General features: G+C 61.6%; 20 protein-coding genes. 3 read left to right on the top strand and 17 right to left on the bottom strand.

The window, feature by feature from the left end:
- Entirely contained in the window at positions 1–882 is an 882-nt protein-coding gene (locus tag M516_RS0116035; RefSeq protein WP_029100018.1) for a tetratricopeptide repeat protein, read from the bottom strand.
- Entirely contained in the window at positions 863–1321 is a 459-nt protein-coding gene (locus M516_RS0116030; protein WP_029100017.1) for a hypothetical protein, read from the bottom strand. Before M516_RS0116030 ends, M516_RS0116035 begins: the two co-directional genes overlap by 20 nt.
- 155 nt (positions 1322–1476) lie before the next feature.
- Here M516_RS0116030 and M516_RS0116025 point away from each other — a divergent pair, with 155 nt between their 5' ends.
- Positions 1477–1788 carry a hypothetical protein gene (locus M516_RS0116025; protein WP_029100016.1) on the top strand — a complete coding sequence of 104 codons (312 nt, stop codon included), beginning with the start codon at positions 1477–1479 and terminating at the stop codon, positions 1786–1788.
- Between the two features lie 54 nt (positions 1789–1842).
- On the opposite strand, the gene nfsA is transcribed toward M516_RS0116025, so the two are convergent.
- The 13 genes from nfsA to M516_RS0115960 form a co-directional block, all read right to left on the bottom strand.
- Entirely contained in the window at positions 1843–2583 is a 741-nt protein-coding gene (gene nfsA / locus M516_RS0116020) for an oxygen-insensitive NADPH nitroreductase (RefSeq protein WP_029100015.1), read from the bottom strand.
- Positions 2584–2881: 298 nt separating this feature from the next.
- Complete coding sequence (pyrE, locus tag M516_RS0116015; protein ID WP_029100014.1) at positions 2882–3517, bottom strand: orotate phosphoribosyltransferase; 636 nt, start codon at positions 3515–3517, stop codon at positions 2882–2884.
- Between the two features lies 1 nt (position 3518).
- Positions 3519–4250, bottom strand: coding sequence for an orotidine-5'-phosphate decarboxylase (gene pyrF, locus M516_RS0116010; protein WP_035290056.1), 732 nt, complete (start codon positions 4248–4250; stop codon positions 3519–3521).
- Positions 4251–4383: 133 nt separating this feature from the next.
- Entirely contained in the window at positions 4384–7596 is a 3213-nt protein-coding gene (carB, locus tag M516_RS0116005) for a carbamoyl-phosphate synthase large subunit (RefSeq protein WP_029100012.1), read from the bottom strand.
- Entirely contained in the window at positions 7580–8677 is a 1098-nt protein-coding gene (locus M516_RS0116000) for a carbamoyl phosphate synthase small subunit (RefSeq protein ID WP_029100011.1), read from the bottom strand. Before M516_RS0116000 ends, carB begins: the two co-directional genes overlap by 17 nt.
- A gap of 26 nt (positions 8678–8703) precedes the next feature.
- Positions 8704–9987: a dihydroorotase gene (locus M516_RS0115995; protein WP_029100010.1), complete on the bottom strand. Its 1284-nt coding sequence runs from the start codon at positions 9985–9987 to the stop codon at positions 8704–8706.
- Complete coding sequence (locus tag M516_RS0115990) at positions 9954–10901, bottom strand: aspartate carbamoyltransferase catalytic subunit (RefSeq protein WP_029100009.1); 948 nt, start codon at positions 10899–10901, stop codon at positions 9954–9956. Before M516_RS0115990 ends, M516_RS0115995 begins: the two co-directional genes overlap by 34 nt.
- Positions 10902–11073: 172 nt before the next feature.
- Positions 11074–12420: a solute carrier family 23 protein gene (locus M516_RS0115985; RefSeq protein ID WP_029100008.1), complete on the bottom strand. Its 1347-nt coding sequence runs from the start codon at positions 12418–12420 to the stop codon at positions 11074–11076.
- Between the two features lie 188 nt (positions 12421–12608).
- On the bottom strand, positions 12609–13148 hold the full coding sequence (pyrR, locus tag M516_RS0115980; protein ID WP_029100007.1) for a bifunctional pyr operon transcriptional regulator/uracil phosphoribosyltransferase PyrR: 540 nt from the start codon (positions 13146–13148) through the stop codon (positions 12609–12611).
- 216 nt (positions 13149–13364) lie between these two features.
- The gene (locus M516_RS23655; RefSeq protein ID WP_051188247.1) at positions 13365–14837 is read right to left on the bottom strand and encodes a TolB-like translocation protein; all 1473 of its coding nucleotides are present in this window, start codon (positions 14835–14837) and stop codon (positions 13365–13367) included.
- 145 nt (positions 14838–14982) lie between these two features.
- On the bottom strand, positions 14983–15912 hold the full coding sequence (locus M516_RS0115970) for an RluA family pseudouridine synthase (RefSeq protein WP_029100006.1): 930 nt from the start codon (positions 15910–15912) through the stop codon (positions 14983–14985).
- A 61-nt stretch (positions 15913–15973) separates the two neighbouring features.
- Positions 15974–16423, bottom strand: coding sequence for a signal peptidase II (gene lspA / locus M516_RS0115965; RefSeq protein WP_029100005.1), 450 nt, complete (start codon positions 16421–16423; stop codon positions 15974–15976).
- A gap of 132 nt (positions 16424–16555) precedes the next feature.
- Positions 16556–17197, bottom strand: coding sequence for a serine/threonine protein kinase (locus M516_RS0115960; RefSeq protein ID WP_029100004.1), 642 nt, complete (start codon positions 17195–17197; stop codon positions 16556–16558).
- A gap of 237 nt (positions 17198–17434) precedes the next feature.
- Here M516_RS0115960 and M516_RS0115955 point away from each other — a divergent pair, with 237 nt between their 5' ends.
- Entirely contained in the window at positions 17435–18355 is a 921-nt protein-coding gene (locus tag M516_RS0115955; protein ID WP_029100003.1) for an iron-hydroxamate ABC transporter substrate-binding protein, read from the top strand.
- A gap of 30 nt (positions 18356–18385) precedes the next feature.
- Entirely contained in the window at positions 18386–19054 is a 669-nt protein-coding gene (locus tag M516_RS0115950; RefSeq protein ID WP_051188246.1) for a FecCD family ABC transporter permease, read from the top strand.
- A 126-nt stretch (positions 19055–19180) separates the two neighbouring features.
- Here M516_RS0115950 and M516_RS0115945 read toward each other — a convergent pair whose 3' ends face one another.
- Positions 19181–20605, bottom strand: coding sequence for a phosphoglucomutase/phosphomannomutase family protein (locus M516_RS0115945; RefSeq protein WP_193746985.1), 1425 nt, complete (start codon positions 20603–20605; stop codon positions 19181–19183).
- Between the two features lie 6 nt (positions 20606–20611).
- Positions 20612–22588 carry a glycoside hydrolase family 15 protein gene (locus M516_RS0115940; RefSeq protein WP_029100000.1) on the bottom strand — a complete coding sequence of 659 codons (1977 nt, stop codon included), beginning with the start codon at positions 22586–22588 and terminating at the stop codon, positions 20612–20614.
- Positions 22589–22614: the final 26 nt, after the last annotated feature.

The following is a 22614-nucleotide window of genomic DNA, read 5'->3' as shown; positions in this document are numbered from 1 at the left end:
TTACCGCATCATTTTTCGGAACAGTTTGTACACGACCGGCGATATCCAGGTGTAGACGCACAACAGCACGTACGCAATCGCGGTCACAGCGGCCGTTCCGTACCATTCCATTCGTCTCAACAGCGTCATCAGTGCGAGAAACCCGAGCCACCAGACGATGGGACCGCCCATTTTTTGCATCAGGCGGTTGGGGAAAAAGATCGGGTGGGACACCCTGTCCACTTCCTCCAGCACCCTCAACAGGTCCCGGTTGGTCGGTTCGAGCAAAAACGCCTGCCGGAAACACTCCCGCGCTTCGCGGTAATCCTCCCGGTCCAGCGCGGCCAGTCCCAGCTTGGTCAGCTTGTCCACGTCGCTTTCCGCGACGTGCATGTACTGGCGAATGGTTTGCTCCTGTCCTGCTTTTTCGTCAAACGCGCGCTGAAAGAAAAAATGGTAGTGCAGCACCGTCTCGTTTTCCGGATCGAGCCGCAGCGCCTCCCGCATCAGCCGGCGCGCTTTTTCCTCATAGCCGGTTTTCAGCATCAAAAAGGCGTACTGGGCCATGATCCCCGCGTTTTGCGGGTTGAGCGAAAGCGCGTGAAGCAGGCATTCCTCCGCTTCCACATACGCTTCTTTTCGCATGCAGATCGCCCCCAGGAGCGAGAGAGCCATTTCACCGTCGCACCCGTTCCTCAGCGCCTCCCTGACGAAGCGCTCTGCCTCGTCCGTCTCGTCAAGCTGAAAGGCGCAGGCGGCGAGATAATAGAGCAGCATCCCGTCGTCAGGGGCGTACGGGAGCAGTTCGAGAAATGCGGCCCTGGCTTGTTCATGGCGGCCGATTTCATAGTAGTAGAGGGCTTCCCGCCAGGCGGCGTGAAAGTCATCCGGTATGTGTGACATGGTGGATTCCCTCCCCCAAACGGATCAGCACCGCTTCCGCCACAAAGCCGGCGACGACTCCCACCAGTCCCGCCTTCGCCATGGATTTGTGCTCACCCTGCAGGACGGTGTGCAGCCGGTACCGTTTTTTTAGCGCAAACCGATAGGCAAACGCCATCACAATCCCGGCCAGCCGCGAGTGCACGAAAGCGGCGCCTTCCTCTCCCGTCGCCACAATCGCGGCAAACCTGGCCGCCAGCACGGTCAGGCCGGCAGTCAGCAGCAGCATCGTCCGTTTTTTGTCCGCCCGCAGCCAGACGGCATTGACGGTTCCCAGCGCCAGCACGGGGAGGATTCCGCCAAAGAAGCCGACATAGATCAATTTGTCGAGATCGTAGGATTTTGTCGCTTTGACGCCCCCCTCCTTCAACGAGGGACGCAGCAGTTCCTGGTCCAACAAAAAAACGTGCTCCTTTCCAATATGTAGAAATCCAACCTCTTTATTATAATACAAGCGGCGAACAAGGAGGAGATGGAAGAATTGCATGATGCAGGAAAGTTGGCGGTTTGCTGCGAATGAATGTCGAAAAAACAAGCGGGGATGTGGGAAGACGGATGAAGGTCATCACCTTGTGCGGTTCCACCAGGTTCAAACGGCAGTTTCGGGAGATGGAAGCGGCGCTGACGCTGCAGGGGCATGTGGTCATCAGCCTGGGATTTTTTGAACAGAGCGACAACATTCCCGTCACCCCGGAACAGGCGCTGCTGTTTGAGCGAATCCACCGCCGGAAAATCGATCTGGCGGACGAAATTTTCGTGATTGATCCGGACGGGTATATCGGAGAGAGTACTCGCAGCGAAATCGCATTCGCCATGGCGAAGGGAAAAGCGGTCCGGTACTACTCCGAACGGGAGCCCAACAGGTAGGGAGCAGCACAGGCAAAGGGCAGCGCATTCGCCGCTGCCCCCTGCTGTCATCCGCTATTTCATGGGAAAGCCCTGCTGGCGCAGGAAGGCGGCCAGGTGCTGCCGGCGCGGCGAACTGAGGTACTCCGCCAGTTGTGCCGTCCACCCGTCCGTGCGCTCGCCGCCCGTTCGCTGCGCGTAGTACGCGGCGGTGATGTCTTCGTACTCGCGCAGGGCATCATGCAGGTGCTCGGTTTGATAGCGTTCCGCATGAACGACGGCCCGCTGCGGCAGTCTCGGCTTTTGCGCCACATCCTGATCGGGAAAGCCGAGGCACATTCCCATCACCGGGAAGGTAAGCGGCGGGAGCTGCAGCAGACGAGTCACTTCGTCCGGCTGGTTGCGAATGCCTCCGATCATGACGCCGCCCAACCCGTGGGAGCGGGCTGCCAGCAGCACGTTTTCCGCCGCCAGCGCGGTGTCCACCGCCGCGACCAGCAGGTTTTCCACTTCGTCTGCGGCCAGTTCGCGACCGTGCATCTCGCACGCCAGCTTGAGCCGGTAAAAGTCGGCGCAAAACACGAGAAAGACCGGGCAGGTCTCCACCCATTTCTGGTTGCCGCACAAGACCGCCAACTGCCGTTTGGTTTCTGCGGACTTCACGACGATCACGCTGTAGGCCTGGACATTGTGCGAGGACGGGGCCCACTGCGCGCAGGTCAGGACATCCTGCAGCACCTCCTCGGGAATCGGCGCGGCCGTGAATTTTCGGATGGAGCGATGCGACTGAATCAATCGGGTTACGTCTGTTGACATGAATGTTGAGCCTCCATTTCTCTAGGAATCCACCTCATAGTGTCGCCATTTCGTATTTCCTCATGAATCGTTCGATCTCCTCCATGCTTCCGCAACCAAAAAACACGCCGGAGCAAGGCGGAAGAATGGGTCGAGTCGCTTGCCCGGCGCCGTCGTCGTCTGGTGCTGACGCAGCGGAGTGCGTTTTCGTTCCGCGTTTTAAAGAAAAAACGCCCCGAAACAGGGCGCTGACGAAATACAGCCGATAAGCTGCAGCGGTTCTTTCCATTCAGTCTGTTCTGGCATGCGTCATGACCAGTTAACCAAAAAAGGTGCGGGGGGCTTTGCGCCAGTCGGCCAACAGGCTCTCCTGCTCCGCCGTGATGACGCCGCGCTCGCGTGCCGTCTCGAGCAGCGCGGTGTAATGGGAAAGCGTCGCGACCGGGATGCCCTCCTCTGTAAAAAGGGCTTCTGCTTCCGGAAACTGGTAGCTGAAGATGGCTGCCACGCCCAGCACGTCGCCTCCCTCCGACTGGACGGCCCTTGCCGCCTTGAGCGAGCTGCCGCCGGTGGAGATCAGATCCTCGATGACCACCACTTTCTGACCTGCGGCAAGCACGCCTTCAATTTGATTCTGCCTCCCGTGTCCCTTTGCCTTGTCGCGCACGTAGATCATCGGCAGATCCAGCAGTTCCGCCACCCAGGCGGCGTGCGGGATGCCCGCTGTCGCCGTGCCGGCGATCACTTCCGCCTGCGGAAAACGCTCGCGGATCACGTCGGCAAACGCCCGGGCAATCCGGCGGCGGACCGGCGGATGGGACATCGTGAGCCGGTTGTCGCAGTAGATCGGCGATTTAATGCCGGATGTCCAGGTATACGGCTGGTCCGGGCGCAGGTGAACCGCGCCGATCTCCAGCAGGTGTCCCGCAATTTCTTTGGCTGTCGTGGTTGTCATCCTATCCTCTTCCCTTCGCGTCCGTTGTTTCGTGCTGTGCCGCCTGCACGGCGTTCACGATCCGCTCCCAGGCGGCGGCAGGATCGGGCGAAGCCGTGACCGCCCGGCCGATGACGATGTAGTCGCTCCCCAACTGAAACGCCTGTTCCGGGGTCGTGATTCGGGTCTGGTCCCCCTTTTCCGCCCAGAGAGGCCGAATTCCCGGCGTGACGGTGAGGAATTCGGTTCCGGCCGCCTGCTTGATCATCGGCACCTCCAGCGGAGAGGCGACGACGCCGTCCAGGCCTGCCCGCTTGGTCATCCTCGCGTAATGGACGACGACGTCTTCCACCGCGCCGGGAATCGCCAGCTCCTCGTTCATCGTCTGTTTTCCCGTCGAGGTGAGCATCGTGACGCCGATCAGCAGCGGACGGGGGGAACCGGCCGCCGTCCCCTGCTCCAGTCCTTCCCGGGCCGCCTCCATCATGGCCACGCCGCCGGCGGCGTGCACGTTGACCATGTCAACGCCGTGACGGGCTAGGCTTTTCATCGCTCCTTTGGCCGTGTTGGGGATGTCGTGCACCTTCAGGTCGAGAAACACCTTTAGTCCCTGCTCCTTCAGGTAGTGGACGATTGCCGGACCTTCCGCATAGGCCAGTTCCATGCCCACCTTGACGTAGCGGATCAGCCCGTCCAGCCGGGCCAGGCATTGTGTGACGTCCTCTTTCGTGGAAAAGTCGAGCGCAACGATCATGCGCTCGCGAATATCGGTTGGTTGTGGCGGCACACCGCTCTCTCCCTTCTTAGTGGCGACACTACGTCGTGTTTACCCCCTTGCGAAGCCACATCCGGGTCCCCGCAGAGGGGGCTTTCTGTCCTGTTCTCGTCTACACCGGCACGGCGAGATTGGTGCCCGTGCGCTGCGACGGCATCGCTTCCGTGGAGAACGTGATCGTCTCCAGGACGTGCAGCAGCGCTTTCGCCGTGTCCAGGGACGTCAGGCAGACGGCGCCGTTTTCCACGGCTTCGCGGCGGATGCGGAAACCGTCCCGCTGCGGTGTCTTGCCTTTGGTCAGGGTGTTCAGCACAATGTTCGCTTCCCCTTTGTGGATCATGTCCAGCAGGTTGGGCGTGCCCTCGGACAGCTTGTTCACGCGGGTGACGGTCAGTCCCGCTTTCTCCAGGTAGTCCGCCGTTCCGGAGGTGGCCAGCAGTTTAAAGCCCAGGCAGCGGAAGCGTTTGACGATCTCCAGCGCTTCTTCCTTGTCCTTGTCGGCGACGGTGACGAGCAGCGAACCGTGCGTCGGGATGTTCATGCCGGCGGCCAGAAGCCCTTTGTACAGCGCTTTGGCCAGCGTCCGCTCGCGGCCCATCACTTCGCCGGTCGACTTCATTTCCGGCCCCAGCGTGATGTCGACGCGGCGCAGTTTGGCGAAGGAGAAGACCGGCACCTTCACGGAGACCATCTCGTCTTCCGGATGGCAGCCGGGCGTAAAGCCCTGCTCGACGATGGAGTGGCCGAGGATGGCCTTGGTCGCGATGTTCGCCATCGGGATGCCCGTCACCTTGGACAGAAACGGCACGGTCCGGGACGAACGCGGGTTTACCTCGATCACGTACGGACGGTTGTCGCAGATGACAAACTGGATGTTGATCAGCCCTTTGATCTTCAGGGCGCGGGCCAGGTTCGTCGTCATCTCGATCAGTTCCTGCTTGATTTCAGGCGAGAGGGACTGCGGCGGATACACCGCGATCGAGTCGCCGGAGTGCACCCCTGCGCGCTCAATGTGCTCCATGATGCCCGGAATCAGCACGTTTTCGCCGTCGCAGATGGCGTCGACCTCCGCCTCCGTGCCGACCATGTAGCGGTCGACCAGCACCGGATGCTCCGGATTGACCTTCACCGCGTTTTCCATGTACGCCAGGAGTTCCGTCTGGTTGTAGACGATTTCCATCGCGCGGCCGCCCAGGACGTAGGACGGGCGAACCAGCACCGGGAAGCCAAGGCTTTCCGCCGCCACCACCGCTTCCTCCACGGAGGTGACGGTTTTGCCCGGCGGTTGGGCGATGTCGAGGCTTCTGAGCAGCGCTTCAAACTTTTCGCGGTTTTCCGCCGCGTCGATGTTCTCCAGGCTGGTGCCGAGGATGCGCACGCCGCGGGCAGCCAGTTTGTCCGCCAGGTTGATCGCCGTCTGTCCGCCGAACTGGACGATCACGCCCTCCGGTTGTTCCGCGTCGATGATGTTCATCACGTCTTCGATGTAGAGTGGTTCGAAGTAGAGGCGGTCGGAGGTGTTGAAATCGGTGGAGACCGTCTCCGGGTTGTTGTTGACGATGATCGCCTCGTACCCCGCTTCCTTCAGCGCCCAGACCGCGTGCACGGTGGCGTAGTCGAACTCGATGCCCTGGCCGATGCGGATCGGGCCGGAGCCGAGCACGACGACGCGCTTTTTGCCCGTCTCCACACGCTCGTCTTCCTGCTCGTAGGTGGAGTAGTAGTACGGGGTCTGCGCTTCAAACTCGGCCGCGCAGGTGTCCACCATCTTGAACACGGGCTTGAAGCCGTGCTCTTCCCGCAGGGTGCGGACATCCGCTTCCGTCCGGCCGGTCAATTCGGCGATTTTCCGGTCGGTAAAGCCCATCCGCTTCGCCTCGTAGAGCTTCTCCGGCGTCAGGCCTGCCGCCAGTTCCTTTTCGAAGGCGACGATCTTGTGCAGCTTGTGCAGGAAGAACCGGTCGATGCTGGTCAGGCCGTGCAGCGTTTCGATGCTCCAGCCGCGCCGCAGCGCCTCTGCCAGGAGGAACAGGCGCTCGTCGTCGGCGGCGATCAGTCGGGCTTTCAGCTCGTCGTCGGCCAGCACGGACGCGCCCTTGATCTCCAGGTGGTAGGTGCCGATCTCCAGCGAGCGGATCGCCTTCATGATCGACTCTTCGAAGGTGCGGCCGATCGCCATCACTTCCCCGGTCGCCTTCATCTGCGTGCCCAGCTTGCGGTTGGCCGCCTGGAACTTGTCAAACGGCCAGCGCGGGATTTTGCTCACCACGTAGTCGATCGTCGGCTCGAAGCAGGCGTAGGTTTGGCCGGTTACCGGGTTTTTCAGTTCGTCCAGCGTGTAGCCGATGGCGATTTTGGCCGCCATCTTGGCGATCGGGTACCCCGTCGCCTTGGAGGCCAGCGCCGAGGAGCGGCTGACGCGAGGGTTTACCTCGATCACGTAGTATCGGAAGCTGTGCGGGTCGAGCGCGTACTGCACGTTGCATCCGCCTTCGATGCCCAGCGCGCGAATGATTTTCAGCGCGGAGGAGCGGAGCATCTGATACTCTCGGTCGGACAGCGTCTGGCTCGGCGCCACGACGATGGAATCGCCGGTGTGGACCCCGACCGGATCGATGTTTTCCATGTTGCAGACGACGATGCAGTTGTCGTTTGCGTCGCGCATCACTTCGTACTCGATTTCCTTCATCCCGGCGATGCTCTTCTCGACCAGGCACTGCGTGATGGGGGAGTATTTCAGGCCGCTCGCCACGATTTCCCGCAGGCTCTCCTCGTCTTCGCAGATGCCCCCGCCGGTGCCGCCCAGCGTGTAGGCCGGACGGACGATGATCGGGTAGCCGATTTCGCTGGCGAACCGCACCGCTTCTTCCACGGTGCTGACGATCGTCGACTCCGGCACCGGCTCGCCCAGCTCGTTCATCAGGGCGCGGAACTGTTCCCGGTCTTCCGCCCGCTTGATCGAGTCGAGGTTGGTGCCGAGCAGTTTCACGTTCTCTTCTGCCAGCACGCCTGCTTCCGCCAGCGCCACCGCCATGTTGAGCCCGGTTTGGCCGCCCAGCGTCGGCAGGAGGCCGTCCGGTTTTTCCTGGCGGATGACGCGGGTGACAAATTCCGGCGTGATCGGTTCGATGTATACTTTGTCCGCCATGTTGGTGTCAGTCATGATGGTGGCCGGGTTGGAGTTGATCAGCACCACTTCCAGCCCTTCTTCCTTCAGCGCCTGGCAGGCCTGCGTGCCCGCGTAGTCAAACTCCGCCGCCTGCCCGATGACGATGGGACCGGAGCCGATCACCAGGATTTTTTTCAGGTTAGCGTGCTTTGGCATGTGCCCTCTCCTCCTTTGCGGTGTCCATCATCTCGAGAAACCGGTCAAACAGGCTGCCGGTGTCGTACGGGCCGGGGGCCGCTTCCGGGTGGAACTGCACGGAGAAGGCCCGTTTCGCCGTGCTGCACAGCCCTTCCACCGTGCCGTCGTTCAGCGCGACGTGGGTAATCTCCAGGCCGGTTCCCGGAATCGACTCCGCTTTCACCGCGTAGCTGTGGTTCTGCGACGTGATGTAGGTGCGGCCGGTTGCCAGCTCCTTGACCGGGTGGTTGCCGCCGCGGTGGCCGAACTTCATCTTCACCGTGTCCGCTCCGGACGCCAGGGCAAACAACTGGTGGCCCAGGCAGATGCCAAACAGCGGATACTCGCCCAAAATCTCGCGGATCGTCGCGATCGCCTGCGGCACGTCTTTCGGATCGCCGGGGCCGTTGGACAGGAGGATGCCGTCCGGCTGCAGGCGGCGAATCTCGGTGGCGGTCACGTTGTAGGGGACGACCACCACGTCGCAGTTGCGCTTGGTCAGCTCGCGCAAAATTCCGTGCTTGGCGCCAAAGTCGACCAGCAACACGCGATGCCCCGTCCCCGGACAGCTATACACGCTTCGGGTGGAGACGCGGGACACCTGGTCCGTCATCAGGGAAGCGCGGCGGAGCGAGTCGAGCAGGTCGGACAGGGGGGCGCCGCTGGTGGTGATCATCCCTTTCATCGTGCCGTGGTAGCGGATCTTGCGGGTCAGCATCCGCGTGTCGACGCCGGCGATGCCCGGGATGCCGTACGCCTTCAGAAGTTCATCCAGCGTCCCGGCGCTGCGCCAGTTGCTCGGCGCGTCACAGTGCTCGCGGACGACGAACCCGTGGATGTAGGGGCGCACCGCCTCAAAATCGTCCCGGTTGATCCCGTAGTTGCCGATCAGCGGGTAGGTCATGGTGACGATCTGGCCGCAGTAGGAAGGGTCGGACAGCACTTCCTGATAACCGGTCAGCCCGGTGTTGAACACCACCTCCCCCACGCTCTCCGCCGCCGCCCCAAAGGCGGTGCCGACGCACTCCGTTCCGTCTTCCAAGATCAGTCTCGCTCGCATCTTCGCTTCCTCCTTATTCCGCATCCTTATTCCGCTTCGCGATGTACGATCGCGCCGTTCACCATCGTCAGGGTCGGCCATCCTTTGCAGACCCAGCCGGCAAATGGCGTATTGGTTCCCTTGCTGGCAAAGGTGCTCGGATCAATGGTCCGCTCCGTCTCCAGATCGAGGACGGTGAGATCGGCCGGAGCGCCTACTTCCAGGCGTCCGTACGGCAGTCCGAAAATGGCCGCCGGTTTTACGGTCAACAGCTCAATCAACCGTTTCAGCGTCAGCTCGCCGGTCAGCACCAGATGGGTGTACAGGAGCGGGAACGCCGTCTCCAGCCCGACGATGCCAAACGGCGCCCGCACGATGCCGTTCGCCTTTTCTTCCGCCGTGTGAGGGGCGTGGTCAGTGGCGATGATGTCAATCGTGCCGTCCTTCAGCCCGGCGATCAGCGCCGCCCGGTCTTCGCGGCCGCGCAGCGGCGGGTTCATTTTCCAGTTCGCGTTCAGGTCTTCCGGGATGTCTTCGTCGCAGAGCAGCAGGTGGTGCGGCGTCACTTCGCAGGTGACGTTCACCCCGGCCCGCTTGCCGTCCCGCACCAGGCGCACCGATTCCTTGGCGCTGATGTGGCAGACGTGGTAGTGGACGCCGGTCTGCTCCGCCAGCAGGATGTCCCGCCCCACGTGGATCGACTCCGATTCGGACGGGATGCCCGGCAGTCCGTGCCGCGCCGCCACCACGCCGTCGTGCAGCGCACTGCCCGGCGTGATCAGGTCGTCGTCTTCGCAGTGGGCGACGATCGAGAGGCCCAGCTCTTTCGCCCGCTTCATCGCTTCCTTCATCGTCGCGCTGGACTGGACGCCCACGCCGTCATCGGTCAGGGCAAAAATCCCCGCTTCCTTGAGCGCGGCGAAGTCGGTCAGCTCCTTGCCGAGCTGCCGCACGGTAATCGCCCCGTAGGGAATCACGCGCGCCTTGCCCGCTTCCCGCGCCTTGTCCAGGATGTAGCGGACCGTCTCCACGCTGTCGATGGCAGGGCGGGTGTTGGGCATGCAGGCGATCGTGGTAAATCCGCCTTTTACGGCGGCATGCGCTCCCGTCGCAATCGTCTCCTTGTGCTCAAAACCCGGTTCGCGCAGGTGGACGTGGACGTCGACAAACCCGGCGGAGATGAGGCCTCCCCTGCAGTCGATCCACTCGTGGCCGTCACGCGCGAGCTGTTCAGCGATCGCCGCGATGCGTCCGTCTTCGATCAGCACTTCGGCGGCGATCTGCTCGCCTGCCTCGTTTATGCGTTTGCCGTTGCCAAGGATGATTCCCATGTCATTTCGCTCCCTTTCAGCACAATTTCCAGTACCGCCATGCGGGCAGCCACGCCGTTGGTCACCTGTTTTTTGATCAGCGACTTCTCGCATTCCACCAGGTCGCTGTGGATTTCCACCCCGCGGTTGACCGGTGCCGGGTGCATGATCACCGCCCCCGGCTTCATCATCCTGGCCCGCTCCAGCGTCAGCCCGTGTGCCTGGTGGTACTCTTCTTTGGAGACGAACAGCGCGTCCGTGTGCCGCTCCAACTGCACGCGCAGCATCATCACCACGTCGGCCGTCCGGACCGCTTCGTCGATGCCGACCGTTTTCACCCCGTCCGGCACGATCTGCGATTGCGGCATCATGCTGGCCGGACCGGCGAGCAGCAGGTTGGCCCCCAGCTTGGGCAGAGCGTGCAGATGCGAGCCGAGCACACGGCTGTGGCGCAGGTCGCCGATGATCGCCACGGTCAGCCCCTCGATCCGGCCGAACTGCTGCTTCATCGTCAAGAGGTCGAGAAGGCACTGGGTTGGATGTTCGTTGGTGCCGTCGCCCGCGTTGATCAGATGAAGGCCGACATCGGCGGCCAGTTCCTTAAGCAGGCCGTCCTTTTTCGTGCGGATGACCGCCGCCTCCACGCCCATCGCTTCCAGCGTGCGGAGCGTGTCGTAGATCGTTTCCCCTTTTACCGTGGAAGAGGTTTCCGGGATGAAATTCAGCACGTGCGCACCCAACCGCTTTTGTGCCACCTCAAACGAAAAGCGGGTTCTCGTGCTGGCCTCGAAGAAGAGGTTGGCGACGAAGCGCCCCTTGAGCGCATCCGTCTGCACGCCGGGCCGCTCCGCCCAGTATCGGGCGCGATCCAGCAGCCGCTCGATCTGTTCTGTTGTCAGCTCTTTCATGCCAATCAGGTGCGTCACGTTGCTCATCGAGAATCCCTCCGTTTTGTCCGCAGTATGGATAAAAAAAGCTTCTTGCCGTGCTGGCCGTGAAGGCAGGCGTAGGCAAGAAGCTTGTGATTCGCTTCCCTGTGCGCAGGTGAAACAGCGCCCAGCCGCCTTGCCAGCCTCTCGGGACTGACTTAAAGGTCGTCGGAACGTGTCAGGCGATTTGCTTTTGTTCTTCGCGGTGCGTTTCCCCCATCGCCGATTCCTTGCCCGGCAGGATCACGTGCAGCACGATGCCGAGGAAGGTGGAAAAGGCGATGTTGTCAATCGTCAGGTTGTGCAGGAAGGACTGCCAGAAGGAAACGCCTTCGAAGCTGATTTTGTAACCGCCGATCCCGGTGACCAGAATCGCGGCGGCGATGATCATGTTTCGCTTGTTGGAGAAGTCCACTTTGCTTTCCACGTACATTCGGAGCCCCTGGGCCGCGATGATCCCGAACAGGATGATGGAGACGCCGCCCAGCACCGGCGTCGGAATCGTCATCAGGAGCGCGCTGACTTTGCCGACGAAGGCGAACAGGATCGCCAATACCGCCGCCAGCCCGATCACCACGCGGCTGAACACGCGGGTGATGGCGAGCACGCCGATGTTTTCCCCGTACGTGGTGGCCGGCGGTCCGCCGATCAGGGCGGCCAGCGCGGTCGCCACGCCGTCCCCCAGCAGGCTGCGGTGCAGTCCCGGATCTTTCATCAGATCGCGGTCCATCACCCGGCTCGTCACCAGCAGGTGACCGAGGTGCTCCGCCAGCGTGACAAACGCGACCGGCGCGATGATCAGCGCCGCCACCCAGGCGGACGGGTCGCCGATCGCGGAGGCCACTTCCCCCAGCTTGAAGCCCGGCGAGGCAAAGAGGGGCGCTGCGGCCACCTTGTTCAGGTCGATCAGGTCAGGATGGCGAATGAGCGTGTAGAGGTACCCGACAACGATGCCGATGAGAATCGGAATGAGGGCGAAAAAGCCGCGCAGCATCACGGCCGCCAAGACCGTCACCACCATCGTCACGAGCGAGATTTCGATGGAGGTGAGCGACATGACCGACTGGCCGTCCACCGTTACCTTGGTCGCCATGTCGACGGCCACCACCGACAGGCTCAGGCCTATGACGACGATGACGGACGCGATCACCACCGGCGGCAGGACGCGGTCCAGCCACTTGACGCCGGCCTTCTGCACGATCGCCGCCACGATGACGTAGACCAGGCCGGAGAGGAGGCAGCCCAGCAGCGCGGTGCCGACACCATAGGCCTGGCTGACCGTGATGATCGGGCCGATAAAGGCAAACGATGAACCCAGGTAGTTGGGCAGCTTGCCTTTGGTAATCAGCAGGAACAGGAGCGTCCCCACCCCGCTGGTGAAGAGCGCGGTAGCCGGGTCCAGGCCGGTCAGAATCGGCACCAGCACGGTCGCGCCGAACATCGCAAACAGGTGCTGGATGCTGAGCGGCAGCAGCTTGACAGCCGCCGGCGTTTCGTGCACATCGACAAAGTTCTTTTGACTCATGTGTATCGTCTCCCCCTGCGTTTTGTTTTCTCTTTCCTGCGTTTTCCGGTGACGGCCAACAAAAAAACCTCTTTGTGCGGGCACAAAGAGGCATACTCCTTCCATCCTTCCACGGGCATGGAAAGCGCGTAAACCTCTTCGCAACCTCACGGGATTGCGGTTAAAGAGGCGTATCCGGTTTTTCAGTCTCAGATCAATTGGCGGATGGTGACCATGTCCATCCCGTCCACTTCCGCCAGCTTCACGTCCACGATCTCGGAGCGGGACGTGGGGACGTTTTTGCCGACAAAGTCGGGCCGGATCGGCAGCTCGCGGTGGCCGCGGTCCACCAGCACGGCCAACTGGATCATGCGCGGGCGGCCGTTGTCGATCAGCGCGTCCAGCGCGGCCCGGACCGTTCGCCCGGTGTACAGCACGTCGTCGACGAGGATGACCGTCTTGCCGGTGATGTCACCGGGCAGTTGGGCGCCGTGCAGCACCGCATCTTCCGATTTGTGCTGCAGATCGTCCCGGTAAAAGGTGATGTCCAACTGGCCGACCGGCACCTTGACGTTTTCGATCAGTTCGATCCGCTCCACCAGCCGCTGCGCCAGGTAGATCCCCCTCGTCTTGATGCCGACGACGATGCAGTCTTCCACCCCTTTGTTCCGCTCGATGATTTCGTGGGCAATCCGTGTCAGAGCCCGGCGGATGGCCGCTTCGTCCATGATGACGCTTTTGTTGATCACGTGCGCTTCCTCCTCCAAGAAATCGGCTTGTCTCTCCTGCGGCACAAAAAAAGGCTTCTTGTCAGGCGACAAGAAGCCACAGGCCGATGACAGGCAAAAGGGTTGGTTCGCCCTTTTCCCGCCGTCTCTTCGTATCCGTGCCCTTGCCAGCCTCACGGGACTGGATTTAAAGGTTCCCTTCGTCAGTTCGAATTATGGCACGAATCGGGACCGGTGTCAATGAGGTTTTTGCTCTTTCCAGAAAACGCGGATCCACGGCGGCAGGTAGTTGCCGTAATACCCGATGTCCCCCGTCACGTGCCGGAGCAGTTCCACTTCGCTTTCGCTGCCCGTTTTCAGATAGAGAGAGCCGTGTTCGGCAGCATCAAGCCGGACAAACAGCAGGGCGTTCCCGTCCGGCGACAGGGCGGGAAAGGTATCGGCCGTCTTGTCCGTCCCCTGCGTCACGGCCTGCTGACTGCCGTCGGCGCTCCGCCGCCAAATGCGCTGCCCGGGCACCATCGGCTTTTGCGGCTCGTACTGATACTCCTTCGCGACGCCGCGGGTAAAGTACAGCGCGTAAGGGGCAGCTGCCGTCCACGTCGGCAGGGCATCCACCTTGTCCGGCTGCCCTGCCGGAATCACCCGTCCGTTCGCATCCGCGAGCGTCACGCGCTTGTTGTGGGTGGCCATGCGATCGCTGCCGTCGATAAACGCCAGCAGGCTGCTGTCCGGCGACCAGGCCAGCCACTCCGGGTACGCCAAACCGCTGCCGATGTCCACCGGTTTGCGGGCGGGCTGTGTCAGGTCAAACATCTGAATCGCCACGCCGTCAGCGGAGAGCGAAGCGGAGGACACCCGCACGTAGTAGGCCACCCGCTTGCCGTCGGGAGCGACCGTCAGCCCGTCAGCCGCCCACGGATAGATGCCTTCTTCCACATTGGGCGGTTCGGCAAGCGGGTAGGCGGCCAGCCGATTGCCCGCCAGATCGGTAAGCTGCAGCGTCATCGGCCGCCCCGAAGCGGCGGGCACGGACACGAGCAGGCTCCTGCCGTCCGGCATCCAGGCAAAATCGGCCAGATCGGTCGTCCAACTGCCGACGACGACCGCTTTCTCCCCGGCCATTTCCGCCACCACCAGCACCGGCTTCCGTTGCTCCCCTGTTCCGGCCGCGTTGACCCTGTAGGCAAAGGTGCGGGAGACGGGGGACCACTTCGGCTGGTCCAGGATCGGCCGCTCATCCACCCGAAACGCGCTGGTGCCATCCGCCTTCACCGCCCACAGGTAGGCCGGGGACGAATAATCGTCCGCCCTGTCGTACTGCAGGTAGAGCAGCCATTGGCCGTCAGCCGACCACCCGGCGATCTCCGCTTTGCCCTGCGCCGTCACCTGCCGGGGCACGGCGTCGGCCCGGCTGGCGTCCAGGATCCACAGATGAGCGTTGTTGGTAAACGCGATCGTCGCCGGAACCGCGGCCTGGCTGACGCGCTGCGGGGCGTCCGCCCGCACGGCCCGCTCCCCCTGCTGCACGCCTCCAACCGCTGTCGGGGACGCCTGCAGCGATGACGCCGGAGCCGAGCCCTGCATCGGCGAGGACGGGGCCAACCCCTGCACCGGCGAAGACTGAACCGATACCGCCTGCACGGATGCGGTCATCACCGACGCCGTCAGCGCCGCTGCACATGCCGCTTGTTTCAACATCGTCCACACGGGTCTTCCTCCTTTTTTCACCTCGTCGTTGGTATGACGCTCCCGGCGTGGAAACGTTTCGTCCGCCAACAAAAAACGCCAGGGAATGTCCGTGGTACCTCCCTAGCGTTTTTCCAGTCCAACCGTTTTATGTGCGTGTGATGTGTCAGGCCTGCCGCAGTTGGTGAATCACGTCCAGCAGATCCTGCGGCAGCGGCGCTTCAAACTCCAGCCGCTCGCCCGTGCGCGGATGGTCGAAGCCCAGCGTTTTCGCGTGCAGCGCCTGGCCGTCCAGCTCCAGCGTGTTTTTCGGCCCGTACTTGGGGTCGCCCGCCAGCGGATAGCCGATGTATTTCATATGCACCCGGATCTGGTGGGTGCGCCCCGTCTCCAGCTTCAGTTCCACCAGGGTAAACGCCTTGAACCGTTCCAGCACGACAAAATGGGTGACGGCCGGTTTGCTGTTTTCAAAGACGACGGCCATTTGCTGCCGGTTTTTCGGATCCCGGCCGATCGGCGCGTCGATCGTGCCCATTTCGTGCGGGATGACCCCGTGCACGATGGCCACGTATTTGCGGTTGACGCTGTGCTCTTTCAACTGCCGGGCGAGGCTGACGTGCGCCTTGTCGTTCTTGGCCACCATCAGCAGGCCGGAGGTGTCCTTGTCGATGCGGTGGACAATGCCCGGCCGAAGCACACCGTTAATCCCCGACAGGTCCTTGCAGTGGGCCAAGAGGCCGTTGACCAGCGTGCCGCTGTAATGTCCGGGGGCGGGATGGACCACCAGCCCGCGCGGCTTGTTCACCACGATCACGTCGGCGTCTTCGTAGACGATGTCGAGCGGCATCGGCTCCGGCGCGATCTCCATTTCCTTCGGCGGGGGGACCCGCAACGTAATCTCGTCGTCCGCCGCCAGCTTGTAGTTGCTTTTCACCGGCTCCCCGTTGACGGACACTCGGCCTTCCTTGATCCAGATTTGCACTTGCGACCGGGACCAGTCTTCGTTTTGCATCGCGACGAATTTGTCGATCCGCTCGCCCGCGTCGGCAGGCTCAACGGTCCAGTCGTACCGTTCAAACAACTGCGTGTCGTTCATCTCTGTCTCCTCGTAAGTAGTACCGCTAGTATCGTCCAAAAACACTCGTTCCATTTACGGCTTACTCCGTCTTGCGCCTGCCCTCCAGCAGCACGTCCAGCAGCAGCAGGGCGACGCCGATGGTAATGGCCATATCGGCTACGTTGAAAATCGGAAAGTTGATCAGGGTAAAATCGAGAAAATCGACCACCTGGCCCGTGCTGACGCGGTCGATGAAATTGCCGATCGCCCCGCCCAACACCAGCGAAAGCGCGAGCGACACGCGCGGCTGCCGCTTGCCGATGCGGACGAGCGACACCAGGATGCCGATCACGACGGCAATCGTGATGATCACAAACAGCCACCGCTGGTTTTGCAGGATGCCGAATGCCGCTCCCATGTTCCGATGGGACGTGAGGTGAAACACGTCCGGAATCAGGGGAATCGACTGCCCCAGCTCCATCCGTGTCACCACCAGGTTCTTGGTCCATTGGTCGAGCGCGACAATGGCTGCAGCAATGAGAAAGTACATCGATGGGGTCCTCCTTACTCCGACTCAGTCAGCCAACAACAACATGACGTCAACAGAAGATGATACCACAGCGCCGCTTCCGAAACAATGAAACGACCGCCGCTCCCCGTGGACCGGTGCGTTTTCGCCCGCTCACCTAAAGAGGCGGGACAGCTTCTTGTAGTACCGATACCCTTTGCGCACGCCATCCAGCACCCAGAGCGGGATCTTCCAGCCGCGGTCCTTGAGAAACGGCAGGTAAATCTTGTAGTACGCTCGCCGCAGGTCGCGCCACTTGCTGTCCGGTATGTTTTTGTAGTAGTCGGACACGTCGATCAGATAGCCCCGCCCCTGATCCATCAGCACGTTTTTGCCGTGCACGTCGTGGGGAAACAGCCCCTTGGACCGGGCTTCCTCAAGCGCCTCCTCCACGTCCTCGATCACCTGCGGCGGGATCGGGATGCCGTAGCGGAGGCAGTCAAACAGGGAAATGCCGTTGATCCGCTTCAGCACCAGGTAGCAGGGCTCCGCCTGATAGCAGACGGGAAACGAGCGGGTCTCCCCCAGCTTGCGGTACACGTCCACTTCCTGTTCCCAACCGGGACGACCCGGCGCGTACAGCTTCACCACCACGTCCGGGTAGTCGGGATGGGCGAACACCGCCGCGTAGTTGCCCGTCCCCACCAACTCCCACGGGTACGGCGTGTGCAGAACGATGACCGGGTCGTCCGGCGAACGGCTTTCCAGTTTTACGTCCCGCAAGAACGGGTCCAACACGTCTCGATGGATGCGCATGTGTCCACTTCTTTCGTCACGGAAGGGTTTCTTCTTTTTGATTCTAGCAAAACCAGAAAATTAGGCAACCGCGGCAAGTGATTGACAAACGAAAACGTTGGACGCAGGAAACGACATTGATAATCATTATCAAAGACTTCCGATGCTTGTCGGAAATCGGCGCGGGTCCGGTCGTTTCGGCGGAACAAGCATCGGCCCGTGCGCATCACCTACCACGTAGCCAAAGGAGAATGCGGCATGAAAAACATCCTTCTTTCCATCCTGCTGCTGTTCACTCTCGTAATCAGCGCTTGCAGCAGCCACCCGACAGGACAAGGGAACCAACCGGCTTCACCGGAAGACAACTCCGGCACGTTTACATACCAATCGGAAAACGGCCCCATCGAAGTTCCCGCCACCCCCAAGCGCGTGGTCGTGCTGTCATCGTTCGCCGGCAACGTCATGGCTTTGGGCGTCAATCTTGTCGGCGTGGATTCGTGGTCGAAAATGAACCCGCGTTTTCAAGACAAATTGAAAGATGCAGCCGAAGTATCGGATGAAAATCTGGAAAAAAACATCGAATTACAGCCCGATTTGATCATCGGATTGTCAAACACGAAAAATCTTGAGAAGTTAAGCAAAATTGCCCCTACCGTGACATACACATACGGAAAAGTGGATTACCTGACACAGCACCAGATCGGGAAGCTGTTAAACAAAGTAAAGGAAGCACGCGCCTGGATTGACGATTTCAAAAAGCGTGCGCAGCAGGCCGGAGCAGACATCCGGGCAAAAATCGGGGAAAACGCAACCGTTTCCGTCATCGAAAACTTTGACAAGCAGCTTTACGTGTTCGGCGACAACTGGGGCCGCGGCACCGAGATCCTCTACCAGGAAATGAAACTGCGCATGCCTGAAAAGGTAAAGGAAACGGCGCTGAAAAACGGCTACTTCGCCCTCTCTCCGGAAGTTCTCCCGGAGTTTGCCGGAGATTATCTGATTGTGAGCAAGAACAAGGAGGCCGACAACTCCTTTCAGGAAACCGACACGTATAAAAACATGCCGGCTGTGAAAAAGCACCGCGTTTTTGAAGTGAATGCGAAAGAGTTCTACTTCAATGATCCCTTGACGTTGGAATTCCAATTGGACTTCTTTATCAAAAGCTTTCTCGGCAGCTAACTCCTCCACGAAAGAAAAGATGAGAGACTGATGACGAAAGACAAGCAATGGTCCATCCCATTCGGATACAAACTGATTGCGGGCATCCTGTCACTGCTGGCGATGTTTGCAGTGGCGATGGCGTACGGGGCAGCGGACACCACACTCCGCGATGTTTGGCTGTCCCTTGTTTCTGACGCTGCGGGAGAGAAACTCTCCGTCATCCGGGACATCCGCCTGCCGCGCATGGTGATCACCCTGTTGGCAGGTATGGCCCTTGCGCTGTCCGGCGCTGTCTTGCAAGGCATCACGCGCAACGATCTGGCTGATCCCGGCATCGTCGGAATCAATGCGGGGGCCGGCGTGGCGATCGCCGTCTTCTTTTTGTTCTTCCCTGTGAAGGCCGATACGTTTGTCTTTGCGCTTCCCTTTGTCGCGTTTGTCGGAGCCCTGCTGACCGCTGTGGCGCTTGCCGCTTTCGCCGTTTCTGTCACAGGAGGCATTGCCTTTATCGGCCTCATGGCGCCCCATATGGCAAAAGCCCTGGTGGGACCCCGCCATCACGTATTGATCCCCGTCAGCGTCCTGCTCGGCGGATGGCTGCTGCTGCTTGCAGACACGACCGGCCGCCATCTGCTCGATCCGGATGGCATTCCGGCTGGCATCATGGCCGCATTACTGGGTGCCCCCTATTTTCTCTATTTGTTGTTGAAATCCTAGGAAAGGTTCGAGCAGCAGCAAGAGCCGCCTCCAAGCCGCATGGGCCAGGCTTGGAGGCGGCCTTTCACCATTTTTCCCCCGCAAACGCGTTTCCGTTCCGGCGAGGCCGGAGGGGGGTCCCGTTCGTTACGCGTTGATCTCGATAAACCAGTCCTGAACGGCCTCCCTGATCTTCTCCAAAGCGGCGGCGTTCGCCGCCTCGCAGTAGATGCGGATGAGCGGCTCTGTCCCGGACGGGCGGATCAGCACCCAATGGCCGCCGTCGAGCAGCAGCTTGATGCCGTCCATGCGGTTGATTTCCCGCACCGCAAACGGCCCCACCTGGCCGGGCGGCACCGCCAGCATCTGCTGCATCCAGCGGTCTTTTTCCGGCAGACGGATGTCCAGCCGCGTCGAAAACAGCTCGCCAAACTCGTCGCAGACCTCCTGAAAAATCTGGTCGATGCCTTTCTTTTCCCAGGCGCACATCTCCGCCAAAAGCAGGTTGATCAAGATGCCGTCCTTTTCCGGGATGTGGCCGAGGATGCTGGCTCCGCCGCTCTCCTCGCCGCCGATCAGCACGTCTCCCCGCAGCATCTGGGCGCCGATGTACTTGAACCCGACGGGCGTCTCCACCAGGTCCAGATCGTACCGGGCCGCCATCCGGTCCAACAGGTGGGTGGTCGCCACGGTGCGCACGATTCGGCCGCGCAGCCTCCTGTTTTTCACCAGGTGGCGGGTCAGCAGGGCGAGCACGGCGTTGGGCGGCACGTACCGGCCGAAACGGTCAACGGCGCCGAAGCGGTCCGCGTCTCCGTCGTTGGCCAACCCCAGGTCGGCCTGCCGGTCGACGACCTCCCGCTTCAACAAGGACAGATGGTGATCGTTCGGCTCCGGCAGGCTGCCGCCAAAAAACGGGTCGGCCGTCTCGCGGATGCTGACCGTTTCCACCCCCGCTTCTCCCAGCAGTCCGCTTACGTAGCCAATCCCGGCGCCGTGCATGGGATCGATCACGACCCGGAGCGGTGATTGTTTCAGAACGTCCAGGTGGACCATTCGCCTGAGGTGCGCCTCGTAGTGCGGACGCAGCACGATCACCTGCAGCAGCCTGCGCGCCTTGGCTTCTTCCAGCGAGATGTCCCGGACGCCGCCCGCCTCCTGGACCGCCCGGATCAGCTCTTCCAGCCTGCCGGTGATCTGCGGAGCGGCCGGTCCCGCATAGTCGGGAATGTACTTGATCCCGTTGTACTCGGGGGGGTTGTGGCTGGCGGTGATCATCACCGCGCCGCTGGCGGCAAAATGCTTGACGCCGAACGCGACGGCCGGCGTCGGCGCCGCTTCGTTGACCAGATAGACGCGAATGCCGTTGGCGGCCAGCACGCCTGCCACCGTCTCGGCGAAGCGGCGGCCCAAAAAGCGGGTGTCATGACCGATGATAATGCCTTGTTCCTGATGGCCGATCTCCCTGGTATAGGCAGCAATGGCCTGGGCGACGACGCGCACGTTTTCCACCGTGAATTGATCGGCGACGATGGCGCGCCAGCCGTCCGTGCCAAAGCGGATGTCGTTCACTGCGATTCACCTCTCCTCTCTTTGCCGGATCTCGGTTGCTTTGTCCACGTAACGCAGCACCGTGGCGACAAAGGTGGCGTGCGACCAGGTGAGCGGCGCGACGGAGACGGGCTCGCCGGTGTACGGGTCCAACTGCTCCGACAGCACGCCGCTCTCCATCGCGTGCCGCACCACCCAGGCGAGCCGCTCCCTCGCTTCGCCCAGTTCTTCCAGCGACCGCGCTTTCTCAATCTCCCAATCGGCTACCCACAGCGTGCAGATAATCCAGGGGTTTCCCGGCACCCTGGCCGTGTCGTGGGCCTTGCGAAAATACGGATCTCCCTGGTACCGGGCGATTCCGCCCACCGGCGTATCCACCCGCAGTCTGTGCTTGACCGCCTCCATCGTGCTGACCACCCGGGGATCGTCGGCCGGCAGTACGCCCAGGGCAAACAGCCCAAACAGGCTGCTTTCCACCGTCTCATCCTTTTCCAGCTTTCCGTCCGGCCGCACGTACACCCCGCGCAAAAACCGGCCGAGGTCCGGGTCGTACAAATGCTGCAGCATGGCCGAACGGACGCGCTCCGCCCCTTCGTCGTAGCGCTGGAAGCGGTGGTCGTCGCCAAACAACTGGGCAAACCGGGCCGCCGCCTTGAGTCCGGCGTAGACGGCGGCGCTGGTAAAGGTAAAGATCCCTCTGCGCTCCTCCCACAAATCGTAGCTGGGGAGAGGAAGCTGCCATTCGGGATGGAGATGGGACAGCAAAAAACGGGCGGCCGGCCTGACCAGCGAGGGATACAGCCGCTGGCAGAACTCGATCTGCTTGCCGCAGCGGTACATCTCCCACAGCGCGTGGAGGACGAGCGCCGTCTCGTCTTCCTGGATGGGAAGCTGGTGCTCCCCGTCCCGGACATACGGGTGCCAGCTCGAACCGACGGAACCGTCCGGGTTGTACTTGTGCAGCAGATAGCCGTCGTCCGTCAATGCGTCCCGGCAAAAGCGAAAAAACGGCGCCACCGTCCCGCTGTATCCCGCCCGGGCCATTGCGCAGGCGACCAGCGCCCCGTCGCGCGGCCACATGTAGCTGTAATGGTCGCGGTTGTACTGCAGGATGTCCGAGTCGTTGGCGGCCAGAATGGCGCCGTGCTGATCAATCTGCGTCTGGATGATCAACAGGCTCTGTTTGTACAGGCGGACCACCTCAGGGGGCAGGTCGGCAAAGCTCCGCTCCTCCTTGTTCACCCAGCGCCGCCAGTAGACGTCTACCCGCGCCAGCAGGCGGTCCGCTCCGCTGTCCAGCACGTACTGGTTCAATTCCTTGACCGCCGGGTACGTGTCGCCGACGCACATCCAATAGTACAGCGTCTGCTCTTCCAGCGGCTCCAGCACGAGGCGGAACGAAACGGTGCTGTCCACCGAGCCCTGCGCGATCGTGTTTCCTTCCAGCAGCCCGTCCTCCGCGTCCCGCCAGGTCCCTTCCGCGTAATTGAACCGCTTAATGCCCACGCTGTACTGGAACATGCCGTCCTCCGCCGTCCGGCCGTTCATCATGATGTAGACGCTGCGCTTGTAATGGTACACGGTGTGAAGCAGGGGATCGTACACGGCCGTATCCCCCACTTCGGTCTCGTTCAGGCTGAAGTCGTGATGAAAGAACAGGCGCACTTCCCGCGTCTCCGCGAAGTGGTTGCGGACACGGACCTGTTTTAAGTAAATCGGGTCGCGCTGATGCACGCCGTCCGCGATGCATAGCGTAAGCCCCAACTGCTCGTGACGGGCGGTGACGTCGGTCACGAGCGACTCGTTGCGGTAGCCGAGCTTGCGCACCCAGCCCTCTTCATCCAGCCAGGAAAACCGCCCCTGCACCCAGATGCCCAGCTTGCAGAAATGACCGCCCACGTGATTCAGTTCCCCGACGTACGGATAGAAGAGATCGCGCATGTGCAGTCTGTCGTCAAAGTTGATCAGCAGCTTTCCGTTGCCCACCACAAGCGGTCTTGGCATGATGTCACGTCCCTTCCGATCTGAAA

Source organism: Brevibacillus thermoruber 423 (assembly GCF_000454065.1).
GTDB lineage: Bacteria > Bacillota > Bacilli > Brevibacillales > Brevibacillaceae > Brevibacillus > Brevibacillus thermoruber.
This window is presented reverse-complemented; position numbering and strand designations above follow the sequence as displayed.